At 60.3% G+C, this 20001-nt stretch carries 21 protein-coding genes; 10 read left to right on the top strand and 11 right to left on the bottom strand.

Annotation, left to right across the window (positions count from 1 at the left end):
- Positions 1–5: 5 nt before the first annotated feature.
- Both rbbA and EV662_RS15625 read right to left on the bottom strand, forming a co-directional pair.
- Positions 6–2732, bottom strand: coding sequence for a ribosome-associated ATPase/putative transporter RbbA (rbbA, locus tag EV662_RS15630; protein WP_132464608.1), 2727 nt, complete (start codon positions 2730–2732; stop codon positions 6–8).
- On the bottom strand, positions 2729–3796 hold the full coding sequence (locus EV662_RS15625) for an HlyD family secretion protein (protein WP_035745651.1): 1068 nt from the start codon (positions 3794–3796) through the stop codon (positions 2729–2731). The genes rbbA and EV662_RS15625 overlap by 4 nt, the downstream gene beginning before the upstream one ends.
- A 136-nt stretch (positions 3797–3932) precedes the next feature.
- Here EV662_RS15625 and EV662_RS15620 point away from each other — a divergent pair, with 136 nt between their 5' ends.
- Together EV662_RS15620 and EV662_RS15615 are read left to right on the top strand one after the other, a co-directional pair.
- Complete coding sequence (locus tag EV662_RS15620; RefSeq protein WP_165915621.1) at positions 3933–4682, top strand: TetR/AcrR family transcriptional regulator; 750 nt, start codon at positions 3933–3935, stop codon at positions 4680–4682.
- A 686-nt stretch (positions 4683–5368) separates the two neighbouring features.
- Positions 5369–6037 (top strand): IS110 family RNA-guided transposase, encoded by a 669-nt coding sequence (locus EV662_RS15615; protein ID WP_425057042.1) that lies wholly within the window; start codon positions 5369–5371, stop codon positions 6035–6037.
- Here the strand turns inward: EV662_RS15615 and EV662_RS15610 are convergent.
- From EV662_RS15610 to EV662_RS15585, 6 genes are read right to left on the bottom strand one after another with little or no spacing between them, the layout of a single operon-like run.
- Complete coding sequence (locus EV662_RS15610) at positions 6027–6605, bottom strand: recombinase family protein (RefSeq protein ID WP_207903634.1); 579 nt, start codon at positions 6603–6605, stop codon at positions 6027–6029. The two genes, EV662_RS15615 and EV662_RS15610, sit on opposite strands and share 11 nt — an antisense overlap.
- Before the next feature lie 41 nt (positions 6606–6646).
- Entirely contained in the window at positions 6647–7579 is a 933-nt protein-coding gene (locus EV662_RS15605; protein WP_132464603.1) for an IS5 family transposase, read from the bottom strand.
- Between the two features lie 9 nt (positions 7580–7588).
- Positions 7589–9490, bottom strand: coding sequence for a BREX system P-loop protein BrxC (gene brxC / locus EV662_RS15600; protein WP_243695875.1), 1902 nt, complete (start codon positions 9488–9490; stop codon positions 7589–7591).
- Between the two features lie 4 nt (positions 9491–9494).
- Positions 9495–10097 carry a DUF1788 domain-containing protein gene (locus EV662_RS15595; protein ID WP_132464600.1) on the bottom strand — a complete coding sequence of 201 codons (603 nt, stop codon included), beginning with the start codon at positions 10095–10097 and terminating at the stop codon, positions 9495–9497.
- Positions 10094–10738, bottom strand: a complete 645-nt coding sequence (locus EV662_RS15590) for a DUF1819 family protein (protein WP_132464598.1) — start codon at positions 10736–10738, stop codon at positions 10094–10096. The genes EV662_RS15595 and EV662_RS15590 overlap by 4 nt, the downstream gene beginning before the upstream one ends.
- Entirely contained in the window at positions 10735–11589 is an 855-nt protein-coding gene (locus tag EV662_RS15585; RefSeq protein ID WP_132464595.1) for a BrxR family helix-turn-helix transcriptional regulator, read from the bottom strand. The genes EV662_RS15590 and EV662_RS15585 overlap by 4 nt, the downstream gene beginning before the upstream one ends.
- Before the next feature lie 201 nt (positions 11590–11790).
- Here EV662_RS15585 and EV662_RS15580 point away from each other — a divergent pair, with 201 nt between their 5' ends.
- The 3 genes from EV662_RS15580 (at position 11791) to EV662_RS19750 (ending at position 14588) form a co-directional block, all read left to right on the top strand.
- Positions 11791–13089, top strand: coding sequence for a peptidoglycan-binding domain-containing protein (locus tag EV662_RS15580; RefSeq protein WP_132464592.1), 1299 nt, complete (start codon positions 11791–11793; stop codon positions 13087–13089).
- A gap of 142 nt (positions 13090–13231) precedes the next feature.
- On the top strand, positions 13232–13711 hold the full coding sequence (locus EV662_RS15575) for a thermonuclease family protein (RefSeq protein ID WP_165915620.1): 480 nt from the start codon (positions 13232–13234) through the stop codon (positions 13709–13711).
- 121 nt (positions 13712–13832) lie between these two features.
- Positions 13833–14588, top strand: coding sequence for a hypothetical protein (locus EV662_RS19750; protein ID WP_207903633.1), 756 nt, complete (start codon positions 13833–13835; stop codon positions 14586–14588).
- 109 nt (positions 14589–14697) lie between these two features.
- On the opposite strand, the gene EV662_RS15565 is transcribed toward EV662_RS19750, so the two are convergent.
- The 3 genes from EV662_RS15565 to EV662_RS15555 all read right to left on the bottom strand — a co-directional run bounded on the left by EV662_RS15565 (position 14698) and on the right by EV662_RS15555 (position 15716).
- A complete protein-coding gene (locus tag EV662_RS15565) occupies positions 14698–14916 on the bottom strand; it encodes a hypothetical protein (protein WP_093363035.1) in 219 nt (72 codons plus the stop codon).
- A 166-nt stretch (positions 14917–15082) separates the two neighbouring features.
- Positions 15083–15340 carry a helix-turn-helix domain-containing protein gene (locus tag EV662_RS15560; protein ID WP_132464589.1) on the bottom strand — a complete coding sequence of 86 codons (258 nt, stop codon included), beginning with the start codon at positions 15338–15340 and terminating at the stop codon, positions 15083–15085.
- A gap of 124 nt (positions 15341–15464) precedes the next feature.
- On the bottom strand, positions 15465–15716 hold the full coding sequence (locus tag EV662_RS15555) for a hypothetical protein (protein ID WP_317963157.1): 252 nt from the start codon (positions 15714–15716) through the stop codon (positions 15465–15467).
- Between the two features lie 210 nt (positions 15717–15926).
- Between EV662_RS15555 and EV662_RS15550 the strand changes: the two genes are divergently transcribed.
- The 5 genes from EV662_RS15550 to EV662_RS15530 are packed head-to-tail and all read left to right on the top strand — an operon-like array spanning position 15927 to position 19867.
- Positions 15927–16295 carry a hypothetical protein gene (locus tag EV662_RS15550; RefSeq protein WP_093363101.1) on the top strand — a complete coding sequence of 123 codons (369 nt, stop codon included), beginning with the start codon at positions 15927–15929 and terminating at the stop codon, positions 16293–16295.
- 43 nt (positions 16296–16338) lie between these two features.
- A complete protein-coding gene (locus EV662_RS15545) occupies positions 16339–16953 on the top strand; it encodes a lytic transglycosylase domain-containing protein (RefSeq protein WP_093363100.1) in 615 nt (204 codons plus the stop codon).
- Positions 16950–17243, top strand: a complete 294-nt coding sequence (locus EV662_RS15540) for a TrbC/VirB2 family protein (protein ID WP_012187323.1) — start codon at positions 16950–16952, stop codon at positions 17241–17243. The genes EV662_RS15545 and EV662_RS15540 overlap by 4 nt, the downstream gene beginning before the upstream one ends.
- Complete coding sequence (locus EV662_RS15535) at positions 17236–17514, top strand: VirB3 family type IV secretion system protein (RefSeq protein ID WP_012187324.1); 279 nt, start codon at positions 17236–17238, stop codon at positions 17512–17514. Before EV662_RS15540 ends, EV662_RS15535 begins: the two co-directional genes overlap by 8 nt.
- Positions 17504–19867 (top strand): VirB4 family type IV secretion/conjugal transfer ATPase, encoded by a 2364-nt coding sequence (locus tag EV662_RS15530; protein WP_132464586.1) that lies wholly within the window; start codon positions 17504–17506, stop codon positions 19865–19867. Before EV662_RS15535 ends, EV662_RS15530 begins: the two co-directional genes overlap by 11 nt.
- Positions 19868–20001: the final 134 nt, after the last annotated feature.

Below are 20001 nucleotides of genomic sequence, written 5' to 3'. Positions count from 1 at the left end.
GCCCCTCACTTCGCCTGTTTTTCCAGGAAGGCCGCCGCCAGCCCGATAATCACCGGAATGGCGATGCCCATGGCCAGCATCGGCCCGGCCAGTTCCGCCATTCCGAAGGCCTTGGAGAAAGCCCCCCGCGCGGCGGTGATAAACCAGGTCGAGGGGTAGATCTCGCCCAGAACCCGGCCAAAACCCGACAGCGAAGAGACCGGGTAGATCAAACCCGAATAGCTGACCGCCGGGATCATCGTCAGCATGGCGGTCGCGAACAGCGCCGCGACCTGACTTGCGATGAAGACCGACACCAGAAAACCAAGCGCCGTGGTCGCGGTGACATAGATCAGCGCCGAAAGGGTAAAGCCCAGAAAACTGCCGTTGAAGGGCACTGCGAAGAATGTGACCGCCATGGCCATCATCAGGAAGAAATTCAGCATGGCCAGCGCGATATAGGGCAGCTGTTTGCCAAGCAGAAATTCCAGCCGCGTCACCGGCGTGACGTAGAAATTGATGATCGAGCCCAGTTCGCGTTCACGCGCGACCGAAAGCGTGGTCAGGATCGCCGGGATCATCAGCAAAAGCAGCGGGATGATCGCCGGGACCATCGCATTCAGGCTGCGCACGTCGGGGTTGTAGCGGTATCGGGTCACCAGTTCGAAACTGCCGCCGCTCGCCTTGTCACCGTAAAGCTGACGCGCCTGACGTGTGATCCAGTCGGCATGCATGCCCTGCACATAGCCCTGCACCGTATTGGCGCGGCTGGGGTTGGCGCCGTCGAACCAGGCCCCGACCTGCACATCCCTGCCTGCCGCGATATCGGCGGCAAAGCCGGGCGGGATCTCGATCGCCAGCGCCAGCTCGCCCGAGCGCATTCTTGCGTCGATCTCGTCGTAACTTGTCAGGGCCGGCTGTTCGATGAAATAGCGCGATCCCGCAATATCGGCGATATAATTGCGGCTGGTGGTGGTCTGGTCGCGGTCAAGGGCGGCGAAGGTCAGATCCTCGACATCCATGTTGATGCCCAGCCCCACCACGATCATCAGAAGAAGGCTGCCGACCAACGCCATGGTCAGCCGGATCGGATCGCGCTGCAATTGCAGGCTTTCCAGCTGCGAATAGCTAAGCAGTCGCCGCAGGCTGAAGCCGGATTGCTGCGCGTGATGGGTCACCCCGGCTGCGGGGGCCTCGGGCGCAGCGGCGGGGGCGGGTGCCGTCTCGCCAATCGCCTCTTCAAGATAGGCGATGAACGCGTCTTCCAGCGTGGCGCAACCTTTGGCTTTCGTGATCCCCTCGGCGGTGTCCGAGGCCAGCACCTTGCCCGCATGCATCAGGCTGATGCGGTCGCACCATTCCGCCTCGTTCATGAAATGGGTCGAGACAAAGATCGTCACGCCATCCTTGCGCGAAAGTTCCGCCAGAATGCGCCAGAAGCCGTTGCGCGCCACCGGGTCCACCCCCGAGGTCGGCTCGTCAAGGATCAGGATCTCGGGCGCATGGATCATCGCCACCGCCAGCGAAAGCCGCTGGCGGATACCCAGCGGCAACGCCTCGGGCAGGCTGTCGGTCACGTCGCCCAGATCGAACCGGGCGATCATCTCGTCAACCCTGGCGGGGATCTTCTCGGCCGCCATATCGAAAAGCCGCGCGTGCAGATCAAGGTTCTGACGCACCGTCAGCTCGGAATAGAGCGAGAAGGCCTGCGACATGAACCCGACCCGGCGGCGCACCGACAGATCGCTTGCATCGACCTCATGGCCGAAAAGCTTTGCCCGGCCCTCACTCGGCTCCAGAAGCCCGGTGAGCATCTTCATCGTCGTCGTCTTGCCGCAGCCGTTCGAACCCAGAAAGCCGAAAATCTCACCCCTGGGGATGCGGAAGGAAACATTGTCGACCGCCACGAAATCGCCAAAGCGCTGCGTCAGCCCCTCGGCCTCGATGGCGATATCGCTGTCATCGGTGGTCCGCGGCGGGATCACCACGGCACTGTCTTCGCCCCGGTCTTCTTCGGGCAAAAGCGCGATGAAGGCTGCATCAAGCGTGTCGGCCCCGGTCCGCGACAGCAGATCGCTGGTGGTGCCGGTGGCCAGCACCCGGCCCGCATTCATCGCAACCAGCCAGTCGAAGCGCGCGGCCTCTTCCATATAGGCGGTGGCGGTGATCACGCTCATCCCCGGCCGTGTCGCGCGGATGCGGTCGATCAGATCCCAGAACTGGCGGCGCGACAGCGGATCGACGCCGGTGGTCGGCTCGTCAAGAATCAGGAAATCGGGATCATGGATCAGCGCGCAGCACAGACCCAGCTTTTGCTTCATGCCGCCCGACAGCTTTGACGCCGGGCGCGACCGGAACGGCGTCATGCCGGTCGCAGCCAGCAGATCGGTGATCCGCCGCTCGCGTTCGGCCTTGTCATGACCGAAAAGCGAGCCGAAGAAATCAAGGTTCTCTTCGACCGAAAGCGTCGGGTAGAGGTTCTTGCCCAGACCCTGCGGCATATAGGCGGTGCGGGGGCAGACGCGGTTGCGATGCGCCACATCGCGCATATCGCCGCCCAGAACCTCGACCTTGCCCTGCTGGATCACACGTGCCCCGGCCAGCAGCGACAGAAGGCTGGACTTTCCGACCCCGTCTGGCCCAATCAGCCCGACCATGCGCCCCTCAGGGATCTCCAGCGTCACATTGTCAAGCGCCGTGACCTTGCCATAGCGCAGCGTCAGGCCGGAGACCCCGGCAACTGAGCCGGTCATTTCACGACATTGGAAAGAAAGTCAGGCCAGGCGGCATCCGGATCAAGCCGCAGATAGGCCATGCCCGGCAGGCCGGTTTTGACATATTCGATATGCCGCGACAGCAGCTCGGGGTCGATGCGGGCACGGACGCGGAACATCAGCTTTTCGCGCTCATCGGCGGTCTCGACCGTCTTTGGCGTGAACTGCGCCACATCGGCAACATAGGAAACCGTGGCCGGGATCACGAATTCCCGCGCCGCATCCATGACAAGGCGCACCTCTGATCCGACCTGCACCCGGCCGACCTGCGATGTCGGCAGAAAAACCGTCATATAGACATCGCCCAGATCGACAAGGCTGAGGATCCGCCCGCCAGAGCCGACAATCTCGCCCTCTTGTGCGATGCGATACTGGATCCGGCCCGTGCGCGGCGCTTTCAGCGTGGCGTCGTCCAGAGAGGCCTGGATCGCATCAATCGACGCCTTTGCCGCCTCGACGGCCGCACTTGCATCGACCACCTGCGCCTGCGCGCTGCTGACCCCCGCCAGCGCTGCCGCATGGCTGGCTTCGGCCGAGGCCACACCGGCGCGGGCCTGGGCGTCCCGGGCGCGGTCATCATCCAGCACCTGCTGCGAGATCGCACTGGTCTTTGCAAGCTGCTCAGAGCGTTCAAGCCTGCGCGACGCGGCATCGGCAACCGAGCCTGCCTGATCAACCGCGGCCCGGGCCGCGCGCTCTTGTGCCTCGGCCTGAGCGACCAGCGCCCTTGCTGTCTCGACGCCGATTTCGGCGCGGGCAAGCTGCGCTTCGGCCTGACGTTTTTGTGCGTTCAGCTGCACCACGTCCATCTGCACCAGCACATCGCCTGCGCTGACCATGTCACCTTCGGCAGCGGTGATTTCGGCGATTCGGCCGCCGGTGAGCGCCGCGATATCCACCTCGGTCGCCTCGATCCGGCCATTGGCGCTGGCAAAACCCGCCGGCAGACCGGCGGGTTGCAGCCGGTCCCAGGCCAGCCAGCCAAGCACGGCGACAACGGCCAGGCCGCCCAGAATAATGGTGTTTCTGCCGGGCTTTGCCATGATCTGCCTCTGATTGCTGTGCTGATGGATGCTTCGCGCATGTCCCGATGCGGTTTTCGCCCTACGCTCCCCTGTTGTCAACGCTCGATGACAGGGTAAAAACCTGTATTGTCGCGCAAAAGCGGCTGCTGGTTGTTTGCTGTTGAAAAACCAGCTAAACAACACGACCCGGTCTGGGCTGCACCTTGCCGCACCTCTGCTCCGGGGCAGCATTTTCAGTTTCTTCGCGTCGAAGCCACCGGACGAACACAAGCCACCCATGCCAAGGACGCTCAACTCAGCCAACTCGACCGACCGCATGCCGGGGCAGGCAACCGGGAAAGAACGCATTCTTGCATCGGCGATGCTGCTTTTCGCGCGGATGCCCTATTCCGACACCAGCCTGCGCGACATCGCCGCCGCGGCTGGGGTCGATGTGGCCTATGTCCATCGCGCCTTCGGGTCGAAGGCCGAGATATTCCGTCAGGCCTTGCTGGCGCTTGCGCCCCTCGATGACATCGCCGCAGGGGACCCCGATGGCGCGACCATGATCAACCGGATCTGCGATCTGGCCTTCCTGCGTGATCCGCGCAAGGTAGAAGATGTCAGGCCGCTTCATTTACTGACACAGTCCAGCCTCTGCAGCGAGGCGCGGGCGATCATTGCGCAATTCTTTGGCACGTCACTAGCCCTGCCTCTAAGCAGGGCGTTTGGCCATGCGGATCCGGGACGGGCGCATTTCGCGCTTAGCCTTCTCAGCGGTTTCGTGACCCATCGTGCGATTTTCGGGCCTGCGGATTTGCTGGCTATCCCCGAGGCGGATCAGCGACAGATGCTGCAAACCGCCCTGATGAACGCAATGCTGCCTGGTTGTTCAGATGGGGTATTCGGCTGGCGTCCCATCTAGACCACTATCCAAGTCAGCTTGCCAACTGCGATCCTGTATAAGTTATGTTGGGATTTCCGCGTTTCGTGCGGAGATTTCAACACGATTGATCGGACGCCTCAGGTGCTTTCAGGCGGCTATATACGGTCGGTCAGATGGCCGCTTGGATCGAGTGTCGGTCTCGTAGGTTGCGCGCCCCCGCAACCATTTCTACGATTTTGCACGATATTCTACGACAGAGTACGATCTGCAACGACGCAGCACTACGCTAGAGCCTGATTGCTCTCACTGAACCCGCAATCAGAAGATGCAGCGACGCTCTTCCGTTGCGCCGATACTTCCGCTAGCTCAGCCGCCCCGCGACTATCGGAAGACAGGCAATGAAATCAACTCGTTCGTCCCTGATCCCGCACAGGGTTGCAAGCTATTGCGACCTAAGGCTCGCTCCTGTCCTCGAACCGGAGGAGGCGAGCACCGTGCGAGAATGCCTCGCGGGCCTGCTCGATCGAAACGAGTACCCACCCTATAAGCGGTGGGTCCGGCGCCGCAGATGGTGGGGTTCGTGGCGCGGCCGGTGATGGTGCTGACCATCTCCGTCCCTGCGCTGCCGCGCTGACGGGGGCTGCTTCAGGGAAGTGGGCGCGCGCCGCAGACGGCGCGAAATCGTAAAAATTGCAGCAGGCCTGTCCAACCAGGAGGCTGAGAGAATGATCGCGAGGATCGGAATCGACATCGCAAAAAACGTGTTCCACGTCCATGGCGTCTGCCCCGCCGAAAGGCAGCTCATATCGCGCAAGCTGCGCAGGTCCCAGGTTTTGGCCTTCTTTGGAAAGCTTGAACCTTGCCTTGTCGGCATGGAAGCATGCGCCACTGCGCACTACTGGGCCCGAGAAATAGCTGCGCTTGGCCATGAAGTCCGGCTGATGCCACCAAAATATGTGAAGGCCTATCTGAAGCGGCAGAAGAACGATGCTGCTGATGCTGCGGCGATCTGCGAAGCGGTTGGGCGCCCTGACATGCGTTTCGTGCCGGTGAAATCGCGGGACCAGCAGGCCGCTCTCATGCTGCACCGAGCCCGGGATCTGCTGATCCGGCAGAGAACCATGCTCATCAACGCCTTCCGTGCGCACCTGGCGGAGATCGGCCATGTCGCCGCCGTTGGCAGAACCGGCGTGACCGAGCTGCTGGAAGTCGTGAAGGCCGATGACGACCGGTTGTCGCCACTTGAACGGGAAACCCTCTCCCATCTTGCAGGCCAGATAGGGGATGCGACCGCTCGGATCACGGCGTTGGAAAAGCGCATCCTCGTCTGGCATCGCAGTAGCGAAGCCTGGGGTCTGATGCCGGAGGGGGCAGAATCCTACGCTAAGGCTTAATTTTTGGGGAATTTCGCTGCAGCGTTCTGTAGACGGTCGGTCTTGAGACAGAGAAGAGCTCAGCTAGATCGCTGATGGAATATTCGCCGGAGGCGTGCATCCGGCTCAGTTCTTTTTGTTGTTTTTCCGAGAGTTTCGGCTGCTTTCCCCGGAGTTTGCCCTTGGCGCGGGCGATGGCCATACCTTCGCGGGTGCGCATGCGGATGAGGTCGGCCTCGAACTCGGCGAAGGTGGCGAGGATGTTGAAGAACATCTTTCCCATCGGGTCGGTCGGATCGTAGACCGATGCGCCGAGGGCAAGCTTGACGCCCTTCTTTTCCAACTGTTCCGCGATGGCTCGTGCGTCGGGGACCGAGCGCGCGAGGCGGTCAAGCTTCGGCACGACAAACACGTCGCCTGCGCGCACGGCGGTGAGGGCCTGGGCGAGACCGGGCCGGTCGCGGTTCGTGCCGGTCAGACCGTGATCTGTGTAGATGCGGTCTTCGGTGACCCCAAGCTCTGCAAGGGCAGCACGCTGCGCCGTCAGATCCTGACGATCGGTGGAGCAGCGGGCATGACCTTGTTGCACTAATCGGACGCCAGGATGATCAGCCCCTTTCCCCGCCTGTTTCAGGCGATGGCTTCGATCTCGGCCCGTCCCAGGGCCGAGCAGCGGTTCATGATGGCGATACGGATCTGGATTTCGGCGGTCTGGCGGTCGGGATCTCGTGACATGATCCGGTCGCCGAAAAGCTTGAGGCGGTTCATTTGGGCTTCGACACGACTTCGGGCGTGATAGCCGGCCCATTTCTTCCAGATGGACCGACCCAGACATTGTGTCGCTTGCAGGATCTCGTTTCGAGATATCGCGGCGGGACAATCGGGTTTCCAGGCGCGTCCATTGCGGCGGATCGGTATGATCGGGTCGGCTCCATGCTCGAGGATCGCGGCATGGCAGCGGCGCGTGTCATAGGCGCCGTCGGCGGTGACAGTGTCGATTTCTTCGCCCGCCGGGATCTGCGCCAGCAGCTCCGGAAGGATCGGGCTGTCACCCTGCCTGCTCGAGGTGAATTCGACCGCACGGATGTCGCCTGTGGCCGTGTCCATCGCCAGATGGACCTTGCGCCATTCGCGTCTGCGCGTCGCGCCATGCTTGCGCGACAGCCATTCGCCGTCGCCGCGAAAACGGATGCCTGTGCTGTCGATTAGGAGGTTCAGTGGCTGGCCCAAGCGCCGATACGGGATCTGCACCTGGATCCGTGCCTGACGCCGGCATAGCGTCGAATAGTCGGGCACAGGCCAGTCGAGACCGGCCATCTCGATCAAGCTCGCAACGAGGCCGACGGTCTGCCGAAGCGGCAGGCCGAACAGGACTTTCAGCGTGAGACAGGTCTGAATGGCGCTGTCGGAGAAGGTCTCGGGATGGCCACGCTTGCCGCTTCGGCCTGCCTTCCAGGGCATTGCCGGATCGAACCAGATGGCCAGCGATCCTCGCCGTTTCAGGGCGGCGTTATAGTCGGACCAGTTCGTCGTGCGGTAGCGGGTGTTGGCAGGCTTGGGCATGCCATCGATCTAACCATCAGGATTCCCGAGATGAATCCCTCTCACCGATATGTGCAACAAGCCCGGGCTAATCAGATTGATCGAGAGCTCATGCTCCCGGCCCAAAAGGTGATCGTCTAGTTTACGGCTGAAGCTGTATTCATTGCCGGTGGTCAGATGCTTGATCTTGCGATGGCGCAGGATCGTATCAAATGCCAGCGTCTCCATTTCCTTCGACAGCTCGGACGGGTCGACATCGAGCGCCTTGATCTCGGCCTCGACATCCTTTTCCTCGTTTGTCAGGAACTCGTAGACCTCGCCATTGCGCTGGATAAGCGTGTTTCGTTCGAGGAAGGACAGCGCCTCCTCAATCTTGCGGCGTTGTTTGTTCTGATCAGTATCGAACTCAGAGAGCAAAAGGACGCCGATGTTGCGCACTGTTGGCTTGAACTCCTTGACGTATTTGACAAGGAAGAGCGCTTTCAGCACCCGGACTGCGAAAGGGTCGATGTCCTGGATTTCCTTCTCGGCAATCTGGATCGACTGTTGGACGGCGGACTTCAGGGCGGTGCGGATGCCCTCGAACATAAGATCGAACGTGGCAAGGCCGCCCACGGGCTGGTCTGCCATCTTCTTAGCGACCTCCTGGAACACACCCAGCATCGAGCGTTCGCCGACCGAGCTGTGCTTGCCCTCAAAGGCGTTGTGCTGCGAGAGCGACGTGATCGCCATCTGGAACAGCATGTATTGATACGGGGGGAACGGGTAGCTCGAGACAAAATGAGCGCGCCCGTCAAAGTTCTTCAGCTTGATCGACCCATCCGTAAAATCAAACAAGGTCTTGAGGTTGTTCTCCTCGCGGTCATGCAGGTTGCCGAGCCGCACCTGGCCTTCGTCGGTCTTCGACAGAAGGCGGCGCTGGATGACCTCAGCCACGTCGGCAGAGTTCAGAGGCATCTTCACGCCAAAACGCGCCATGATCTTCGAGAAGTCCTGCGACTGAAATGCCTTTCCGTCCCCGATGATAGCTTCCATGTCCTGCTGTGAGGTCACGATGACCCAAGCCTGGCCTTTGCATTTCGTATTAAGGCTTTCGGCGATGGTTTGCAGGTTCGTCATCAATTTGACGTTTTCAGCGATGTACTGGCCTACTTCGTCCACGAAAAAGTTCAGCCGGAACTTCGGCGCCTGCTTGTCGATCCAACCCTTCACCTTGTTGGCAAAGTCCTCGATCGAAACTCGAGTGTCAGCGCGATACTGACCCAGAATGTCTGTCGCATCTGCTGGGTCGCCACCTGTCACGGATGCGAAGGCGGTGGCAATGTTCTTACGCTCGAGCGCTGCCTGTTCACGGCCGCGCTCCCAAGGCTTGCCAGCAGCAGCCGCATAGGCATCCTTAAACGCAGCCAGCTGGCCGCGATCATCGAGGTCACGCTCAAACTGCGCGATATGGGGCAGCTTGCCGTAGTAGCCGCAGGCCTCGTCAAAGACCTTCTGGAACACTGAGAGTAGCGCATCCACATCGGTCTTGGAGATAACATCTGCCTTCTGGTCGATGTTGAAAAGGATCGACTTTGAGGGCACGGAGACCGCCTTGCGCAAAGCGCCCAAAAGCATGGGCTGATCGGTCAGCTTATCCTCGAAAATGTCAAAAGCCCGCGTGCCATCGACTTCTCGGTTTTCCATGAGAAGGGCCAGCATCTTCAGGAGGTGCGACTTACCGGAGCCAAAGAAGCCAGAGATCCAGACCCCATTGGCGGTGTCGTAGTTATTATAGGCATCAAGGAAGGTCTCGAGGCGTTTGCCAATTTCATCGGTGATGACATACTCGTCGAGTTCGATGCGCAGGCTTGCTTCATCGTCAGCCTTGATCACGCCATCAATCGGGCGGTCGACAGGCTTGGCGAAAATGTTTCTCAGAGCAGTGGCCATCCGGTCAGACCTCGTAGTTCAGAATGTTAAAAGCACGGTAATATTTGTCGTCATGCAGCAACCCGAAGAGATCGAGGGATCCCCCCGTCGCTGTGGAGTGAGTGTAGCTGCCGGGAAAGAACAGGACTGTTGGCTTGTCTTTGGCGGTGCTCTGGAGGTTGTTGAGCACATTGTGCGAGCGGATATACGGATAGACTTCGCCCACACCGGAGAGAAAGATCACGTCATGCGGCTGAGCGGCGATAGCCGCACCAATCTTTGGGATCAGGTGTTCATGGACATCAAGAACGCCCTGCAAAAGCTCTCGCAGCTCTGACTTGTCCATCTCAGGCTCTGCGGCAAGGACGTCTTCGAGGATGCCGCGTTCCTCGAGAAGCCCAAGGGAGATTTCGTAGAGGCTCAGGTCGAGCGCTGTCACGCCCGCATGGGCGATCCGCTCGATCAGGTCGCGCCGGTCCTCGATCATAGTGACGCCTTCTTCCGCCGGGAACGGGCAGATGAAAAATGGCACTTCGTTGCCGAGGCCTTGCTTGGTCAGGAACCGTTCGCTGGTGATGACCCGGTAGAGGTGCTCGGCGCGTTCCTTGCGTGACAACTGCGGGATCATAATGAGCCTCCCTCGATCGCAACGCCAGGGAACACCGCAAGATCGGTGGGGTCGGTCGCCTCGATTATCTGCCGGAACTGCGCCGAGAGATAAGTCGACTGGATCCGATTATCGCCAGAGATAACGCCAGCTTCCCGCATCATTCGGAACAGGATCTGCCGGAGCTTGTTGCGGGTGCTGTCGCTGATCGAGGCCAACCCCTCATTCCAATCGGCTTTGGCATCAAAGAATATGTCGAAGCTCTCGAGCGGCAGGTCCAGTTGATAGGCGAGATACCGATCACAAATGACCTCAACAGCGAACTCACGCACGAACCTGTAAGCCCGACATGTGGCGATCCACAGTAGGTGTTGTTGTTCTTGTCGACCGGGCCCACTGACGAAAAAACGGATTTCGTCTTCGGTCAGCGTCATCAGGCGGTTGACGATTTCGCGGAGGGTGCGCCGGTTTGAAGCCGCCTTCGGCAAAGACGTCGCTCCCTCTTCGAGCGCGCGTGAAAGCGTTACTTTCCAATCTTCACCAACCACGTGCAGTTCGGCGACGATCACGCTCTCGTTCAGAAACAACCCCCCAGAGGTGAAGGACATTTTGTAGGGCTGATGGTTTGCTCCGAAGTCTGCTTTTCGTGCTGCCATGGTCATCCAACGACCTCGTCTCGATTCAACAGCACGATCTGCTGGTCCTGCGGTTTTCGAGCGGCGGGATCGGTATCAAGCCCCAGCCTCTTAAGCGCGTAGAACAACAGCGCGTGCCGGACCACGATCTGCGCGTGGCCTGCCTCCATGCCGTAATCCATCTCTATCGCGCGGCGTTGGTTGTCGGAGAGGTCCGGATGCGGCCCAATTTCGAGCACGACGTCTGTGTGCCAAGCGGCATCGGAGCCAGGGTCCGACGTAACAGGCCCTTGGTCCCCGACCTCCACAATGCGTGAGAGGAGGAAATCCTTGAAGACCTGGTCATTCTGGCAAAACGCACGGGCATGCCAACGAAAGCCGTCAAATGCGAGAGCGTGAGGTTCAATCCAGCGCGCGTTTGGCTCAGGGCGTGACATCGACTGATAGGTCACCTGTAAGGCGGCCGGCAAACGGATCGCCGCAAGAACATCGCGCAGCGTTTCCGGCGCCACGCCTCGGGCAGGTGTCGGCGTTGCTCCAAAGCCCGGAAAGACGCTGATCCAGCTTTGCGCCGCGCTCACCAGTCCCTGATCGACGGCCCGCAGCTGTGCGAAGTACTCCTCTGCATCCGGCTTGAGATATTTGGGCTTGAATTGTTTGCCGCGCAGGTAGGTGCGCAGGCTCTTGTCATAGACGAGGTTCCGCTTGGCCTGATCGATATAGGCATTCAGGTCCAGCGATGCCTGCTGTGTTGAAACCCCGAACGCGTCCATCAAATCCCCTCGATTTATCCGCCCCTGCCAGAACAGGCGAAACTCGATGAACTCATATCGACGTTCGACACCCCAGTTCAGCTGCTTGCCCTTCTTGCGAGTCACTTGGTGCCCTCATCTATATGTCGCAAAGTTACACGCGTCCAGTTTTTAGATTGACTCACAAATCAGACCATATAACCCTTGAGTTGACAGGAAGTCGATTCGTGACAAGCCCGTCACGTTATTAGACGTATCACAAACTTGGGGGCTCGCCCCAGCATTACCCTCCCGCACCGCTCACTGGAAGGGAAAAGGAGCTTTTGCATGACGAAACTTCGTAGGCTCACCGCATCCTTGTTGATCAGCACCTGCCTGACAGCAGGCGTCGTCGCACAAGAAAGCTCTCCACTGGACGCAGAAATTGCAGCAATCGACAGCCAGATTTCCGAAGTCGATGCGACGATCTCTCGCTATGACGGGGGATTGATCCGCATGCTGGCCGAGAGCCGCCGGGAAGCGCTGCTTCTGTTGCGCACGGTGGTGGAGGCACGACAGGCGGCGGAAGCCGCTGGCGCAGTGATCGAGGTCACCGTACCGGCGGTAGAGCCAGATCCAGAGCGCGCCGAGCAGCTTCTAGGAGAAATGGCCGCACAGCAGGATCGTGTCGAGACCGCGGAGCGAGAAGCGGCCTCGGCAGGGGGATTGATCCAGGCGGTTGCCCTCAGCCGTGTGGAAACGGAAAAGCTCACGCTCGCTCAACTGCAAATGGCCTATCTGCAGGCCCGTTACGGCATCGCCTTCCCGGTGACACCGACCGTGACGAATTCAGCGCCGCCCATATCCGACCGAACTTCACCCGCTGCCATGACCCAAGGTGAAGAGGTCGCTGAGACCGCACTACCTTGGGCCGACCCGGACCACCCGGACATCGACTACAGCCTCACGCCCTTCGAGCAGGCGCATAATGAAGGAGACCGGATCGCAGGCTGGTGGGTGATCAATCAAGAGCGTGCAGCAATCGACGACAGCCCGTCGGTGGTGGCCATCAACTACTCCGCCTATGACGCGCGCCGCTTTGGGGGTCCTACAGCCCTACTCGCGCAATGCCGCGAGGGCGAGACGTCGGTTGTGTTCGTCCAGGACGATTTCTTGATCAGTGCCATGCGCCGGGATTCGTTCGACATCACCTACCGGATAGACAGTAATCCTGCGCAATCGACACGCTGGAACGAGCTGACCAATAATAAGGGGGCCGGGCTGTTCGGCTCTGGCTCAGAGGGGTTCCTGCGCGGCCTCTATGATGCCGAGAGCTTTTTCATCCGGCTCACGGACGGCAATGGCCAACGCCACGATGCAGAATTTGATCTCGCCGGAATTCAGGAAGCGATCGAGGCAGTGGCTGGCGCCTGCGGGTGGTCGACGCTAGATCTCTCGCCAGACGACTACCGCGCGATCCAGACTCTCCTGAACGCGGGCGGGTTTGACGCAGGTACCCCGGACGGCGTTTGGGGCAATGGATCGCGCAATGCGATGCGAGCGTTCCAAGAACAAAGCGGCCTGCCCATCACCGGCGCAGCCGATCGCGCGACCTTGGAAGCTCTGGGCGTCCAGCCCGGCGAATAGCAACCTTGCCCTACACAGCCCCGCCCGCAAATCATCCGTGACGTGATGCGGTGGCCTACGGGCGACTTCACAGGGCTTGGGTCTTCCCTACGGGATCATCCGTTTATGTCTCGTCACCTCCGCAAAAAGATTGGTTTGCCCTTTGCGCTTGCTGCTCGCCCTCCTTCTGTTCTCGTTTGTTGCCGCCCCGCAGGCCCATGCCGATCGCTTGACCGGCGTTGCCAGCGTGATCGACGGCGATACACTGGAAATTCGTGGACAGCGCATCCGGTTGCATGGGATCGATGCCCCTGAAAGCCGACAAGTTTGCGCCACGGCCGAGGGTCAGCGCTGGCGCTGCGGACAACAAGCGGCACTGTCCCTCGCCGACAGGATCGGCCGTCGGCAGGTCAGCTGCACCGTGCGCGATATCGACCGCTATGGCCGCTTCATTGCGGTCTGTCATCAAGACGGTATCGATCTGAACGCCTGGCTTGTGCATGAAGGGTGGGCCGTGGCTTATCGCCGATACAGCCGCGACTACATTCGCGATGAGACCGAAGCCAGATCCGCACGGCGCAATATATGGTCCGGACGCTTTGACATGCCGTGGGACTGGCGGCGCGCGCAACGTGGTGGATGACGACGGGCGACGCGGTCAGCTCGCGATCTTGCTGATCTCCGCAACCACACTCTGCGTCACCAAGGTTGCAATAGTATATTTTCGTATGTATGCTGGGTGAAGATCGTCAAGGGTCATTGCCATGCGTTTCGAATTCAAAAACCTCCCTCTGGTGGCCTTTTTAGCTCTCGCCTTGACCGGCCCAACAGTTCCGACACAAGCACGCGCCCAAACCTATCAGATCGATTGTGCCATCCTGCTGTGTTTGTCCGGTGGTTGGCCAGCTTCCGTGCCCTGCGCCCGCGCACGGGCCGAGTTCATCCGGCGCATAACTCCATGGCCGGTGGAGCCGCCGCTTCAGATTTGGCGCTGCCCGATGGGTGCGTCTTACGATGGACCTGCTAGATCGCGGCCCGCGGACCGGATCTTCGATGCCCTATATGGTGATTCAGGAGCCCCTCCAAACTCTTCAACCCCGCTCTTCGATCAGGCAGCCAGGGCAGGCGGGATGCTTGTGCCTAAAGGCTCCAACGCGGCTTGGGACAACCTCGTAAGGGCCGATTACGCTCTCCAGCTCGTGGAAGACCGCGCCGACATCGATATCAGCGGGCCGGAGTTCAATTTCGTGCGCTCCATCCGCGTCTTTGACGTTCGTTATGCCCGCCAGCATGAATCCGGGCGAGATGGCGACTGCAACCGCAGCGCCGTCGTTGTCCTCGGCACCTACGGGATCCAGGGCGATTTTTCTTGGAGGGCGTCGTCACCCGCAGCGCTTCCCGCGGCGCATGCCGGTCTCGAGCGATGGGGCCAGCACTGCCCGAGCATTTATCACAGATCCGTCTTCGTTGAGTGGCGTGACTATAGCGGGAATTACGGCTTCGAGCAGGTCAATTACTGACTGTTGATGCGCAGCGACGTCGCGCAGAGCCTTGTACGAAATCAAATCTGGAATGCAGGAAAAACCACACAATCGAGGGCCATAAAGGCCATATTCTTCCATATCAGTCCTAGCGACAATTCAGCTGCGTGAGAGACGCGAAGTCGATTTCAGCTTTATCGGCATCGCTAAGATCCGGGTAAATCCTTGAGACGCGCTGTGGGCCATGCATGTCCCACCGGATTGCCAGAGCACCTGTGTTCCAGCGATATACCCAGCCGACAATGGTTTCTTCATCGGCTGCAATCAAATTGGCGATCGCGACGCCTTCGACCTCATTTTCATTCACTGTTTACTGACTTCCTGCAATTTGGCATTGCGGATAGCAGCTCAGATACAAATCGTTTGCTGCAACCGTATGCCGGGCCTCGTTAAAATCGGTTACTGTTCGTCCTCGCGGTAACGAATTCACACCGGGAGAAGTCACCTCCCGTGTTCTCGATTGATGAAATCGCTTAAATCCTGTGGTCGGGCTCCGTGGCGGCTTCGACGATCGCCAAGACATCGAACGGGTCAAAGCCGATGGCGCGCGCCAGAACGACCAGTTCGACGACGTCGATCCGGCGTTCGCCGCTCTCAATGCGCGCCACGAGAGATTGATGGCACTTGAGCCTGTTCGCCAAGTCGTCCTGGCCCAAGCCTGCTCTTTTGCGCGCGTCGACCAACGCCTGGCAGAGTGCCACCTGCCCTTTGCTTCTGATTGTTTTTGCCACGCGTCACATACCTTTTGTGACGTCGCTAGCGGATGAAATCTGTTATCTAAAAAGTAGATATTTGAGGGTGTTATCGGCGTCTGGTTTTCACGGGCTGCTAGTCTGATGCTCCCGAGGCTGCCCATCAATCCCCTACCAATTGCAGAAATCGGCCATAGTCCTCGCTGACTTCCCGCGCTTCCTCGAAAGCGCGGGCGCGTTCGCTGTCAAGGCAACGGAAGTAGCTCTGGATATCCTGGATGTAATTTTCGAAATCGCCGCGGATGATAGCCGCATAGTCCCGTGCGGCCTGCGAATCACTTGGCAGGAAGGGGCGGGGCGGGGCGAAGCAGGATTCCGCCAAAACCGGCCCGGGAACGCAGATCAGAAGGGCCAGAGCTTGCAATGGGAGCAGGCATATCAACCTCGGGTTTCTCAAACCTGTTATCTCCTTGATCGCGGACACTGGCCGAGACTAGTGTTTGCGTGACCAAACTACAGCCAAAGCATGATATTACATCTTGCGGTTGATAATATACTATCGTAACTCTGGGCTTCAAGTGGGAATGCCTAGGGTCGCGCCATTGGAGAAAGCGTGAGCCGGGCCATGAACTGGGACATCGAAGCACCAAATGTGGTTACGGAAGCACGTTTCCGCGAACTCGTGGAAAGCGGCTATAGCGCAGAAATCCTGTGCCAAGAATCGGCACACAAGAAAGGCCCCAGCTATTACGGGGTCTGGATCATGCGTGTGGTCTCCAACGAAGGCGTGGAGAAGCTGCTGGTCACGGCCCGTACTCGGACGACCTATAACGACATCAAGATCCGCGAGTTCAAGACGATCTCTGGCGTGGTGTCTTTCTTCATTGGCCTTGGTTTTGCGCATGTCGACCTGCCGCTTGAGGCGGGGACAAGCCGTACGCACAAACTCGCCCCGCCAGACAAAGCCCCATCAGAAAAGGGCACTGGCAGCTAGCCTCGTCTGTCTCTGGCTGGTCACAGCGCCAGCTTCAGCGCAAATGGTCCTGGTCATGGAGAGCGACGGCTCCCTGACCCCGTCCCGCTCCCAAAGCAGCTTTGCTCGAAACTACAATGACGGGATTGGTCAGGGTTCGGCCTCCGATGGGATCGCAATCTTCGGCGAGGTAGAGGACGAGCAAGAGGGCGTCCAAGTTGCGGCCCTTGCCCGCCTGACTCCCCTGCCCCGCGCCGATGTTCTCTCTGGGATTCAGACCACGGCCTTGCGCTATGCCGGCCATCCGGGCCTGCGTCGCGCGGGGCTTTCCGTGACCGATTGGCTGGCTCTCTATCGGGCCAATATCGAGGTTGAGAGCGCCTATCGACAGGATGCGATCTCGAGCGCGGGCGCTATAGGCCTTGGCCAGCTGATGCCCGCCACTGCCCGTGATCTCGGCGTTGACCCGCGTGACCCGCTGCAGAACCTCGACGGGGCCGCCCGCTACCTCGCGATGATGTTGGACACGTTTGGCGATCCACGCCTTGCCCTCGCAGCCTACAACGCCGGACCCGATGCGATCCGCCAGTACGGCGGCATTCCCCCCTACCGAGAAACCCAGAACCACGTGGCCCGCGTCATGGCCGTCGTGGCCCGATTGGAAGGATCAAATTCATGAGACAGATTTCAAACCTCTTTGTCGCCTCACTGGCGCTATTCCTGCTCATTGCCGAGCCCGCCCTCGCCCAAAGCATCGATCTATCCCCGATCCAAAGCTTGTTGCAGGGCATTGTCGATGCTCTAACCGGCCCGCTCGGCGTCGTGATCGCCACACTCGCGGTCCTTGGCGTTTTCTTGAGCTGGTTCTTCAATATCATCGATCTGCGTCAGGCGCTCTGGGTCCTCGTCGGGATCGCTGGTGTTGCGGCCGCTCCCACCATCGTCGCCGCGGTTTTCGCCGGTGGCTGAGCGCGCGCCTCTCTTTCTGGGCCTCGTGCGCCCTCCGAAGCTTCTGGGCCTGCCCATCATGTACGCGATGGTCTGGCTTTTCGGCTCGGTGCTCTTGTTCGTCTGGGTCCAGCACATTGCGGTGCTGGGCGTAGCCGCCCTGCTCTACCCGGTTCTCTGGAAGGCCGCGGACTGGGATCCGCGTTTCATCGACGTGATGATGACGGCGCTGCAAGAGACGCCGCCCACGCGGAACCGCTCCATCCACGGCGGGGACAGCTATGCCCCGTGAAGCCGCGCTTGATCTCCGCACGATGACGCCGGAGTGGTATGCGCGCGAGACCCGCCTCGCGCACATGCTGCCCTATGTGAGCCTCGTCGATCACCAGACCGTGCGGACCCGGGTCAACGAGCTTTTCCAGTGCATCCGGCTCGACGGGGTAAATAGCTATACGACCGATGACGCCTATCTCGACAAGGTGACCGCGCTCTTTGCCCGGATCATTGCGCAATTGGGGCCGGAGTTCAGCTATTACGTCCATAAGGTCTCGAAGGCGATCACGCCGGACCTCGAGCCGCTGCGCGAGGACAGTTTCGCGGGAGAAGTCGACCGGCTCTGGCGCAAGAAGCTAGAGACCAGCGGGCTGCGCGACAAGACGCTCACCCTTACGATCATCCATCGCCCGCCTCCAAAAAGCGTCCTGCCATTCCTGAACCGCAGCGCGCCGGATCGCCTCAAGGAAGCGACCGAGAAGCGCCTTCGCCGATTGGGCGAGGCCGTGAACGTGTTCCTGTCTGGCCTGACGGAGCTTAACCCACGTGTGCTTTCGGCCAAGTCCGGCGAGTTGATTGGCTTCCTAGGGGCCCTCAACACTGGCCAGGAACTGCCGCTCTATCCGGCGAACACCTATGGCTTCCTGTCCTTCAACGTCGCCAACACGCGAGTGACGTTTCAAGGCGATCACTTCGAACTCTCCGAAGGCGTCGTGGGACACCGCTACGGCAAGAGTTTCACCATCGGGGAATACTCGGAAGGCACCTCCTGCACCATGTTCGACATGCTGAACCTGCCGGTCGACATGATCGTCACGCATTCCTTCACGCCGATCAATTCGAACCTCATGGCGGGCCGGATCAAGCGCCAGAAGCGCCAGATGCAGGCCAGCCAGGACGCGGCCCTCTCGCTCATGGAAGCCCTCGATATCGCTGCCGATGATCTGGAGGCCAAGCGGCAGAGCTTCGGCGAGCACCACATGGTCGTGACGATTTTCTGCGATACGCTGGACGAGTTGCAGAGCTTGAGCGCCGAGATCGTGAACGCCGCGGCCGCCGAAGGCGTGAAGATTATCGGCGAGCGGGTCGCGGCCAAGGCGCATTACCTCAGTCAGCATCCCGGCAACCAGCCCAAGCGCGTGCGTGCCAGTGCGATCACCAATCGAAACTTCGCGGATTTCGCAGCATTTCACCGGACTCAGCTTGGCAAGCCTGCTGAGAAAACACCCTGGGGCAAGGTTATCACCTATCTGCCCACGCCCGAGCAGAGCGCATACCGGTTTTCCTATCACGAGCAAGGCTCGCCCGACAAAGAACCGACCAGCGGGCATACGCTGATCATGGGACGACCCGGGTCAGGCAAGTCGGTCCTCTCGGCCTTCCTCATGACGCAAGCCCGTCGAGCAGGGGCGCGGATCTTCGTCTTCGACTACCGTTTTGGTATGGAGATGGCGGTCCGCGCCAACGGCGGGCGCTACGCATCGCTCAAAGCCGGCCAACCCACGGGCCTCAACCCGCTCTGGACCGAGACCGATGCGCGCGGCACCGCCTGGCTCTCGGACTGGCTCGCCACCCTGCTCTATCGTGCCGACAAGCCGCTGACGCCCGCGCAAACAAATCGCATTCAGGAGGTCGTGCGCCAGAATGCGCAGGCCACGAACCCAGCCTTGCGGAACTGGCGCGACTTCGCATCGCTGTTCGTTTCGACCGACGATGGCGGCGATCTGCACCAGCGGCTGCTCGAGTGGACCGAAGAGGGCCGCTACGGCTGGATTTTCGGACAGACGCTGGAAGACACTTTCTCGCTGAAGGGCAATGTGGTGGGCTTCGATCTGACCGGCATTCTCGACAGCGAGGCCGAGAAGGAACGCATGGCCGTCCTCTCCTATCTCTTCCGCCGGGTTGAGCGCGAGATCGAGGATCGGCGCCCCACCATCATCGTGATCGACGAGGCCTGGAAGGCGCTCGATAACGCGTATTTCGCCGAGCGGCTGTCGAACTGGCTGGTGACCGCGCGCAAGCAGAACACTGTCGCGGTAATGATGACGCAATACGCCAGCCAGCTCGAGCGCACCCGGACCGGCAAGACCATCGTCGAAGCTGTGCCGACACAAATCCTGCTTCCGAACATCCGCGCCCATGCGGCCGACTACGCGATGCTGAACCTCTACGAGAAGGAACTCGACGTGCTGCTCAACACCGGCAGCGACAGCCGCCTTGCGCTCATCCGAGATGACCAGGGCTCGATCGTCGTCGATGCCGATCTGAGCGCCCTCGGACCCAATCTCACCATTCTCGGCGGCATGGAGAAAGGTGAGGCGCTGGTCGGCGCCGATTACCGCGATCACGCTGATTTCTGGAGGATTTCATGACACGGATTTTGTTGCTTCTCGCCGCGCTCGGCGCCTTGGCGTCCTGCGCGCAGTACCAGGAACCGCAGGCCAATTGCTTCACGTTCTTGGCTTCGACGGCACCCACAGCATCTGATTGCAGCTTCACACCCCTC

It is taken from the genome of Rhodovulum marinum, assembly GCF_004343075.1.
Classification (GTDB): Bacteria; Pseudomonadota; Alphaproteobacteria; order Rhodobacterales; family Rhodobacteraceae; genus Rhodovulum; species Rhodovulum marinum.
This window is presented reverse-complemented; position numbering and strand designations above follow the sequence as displayed.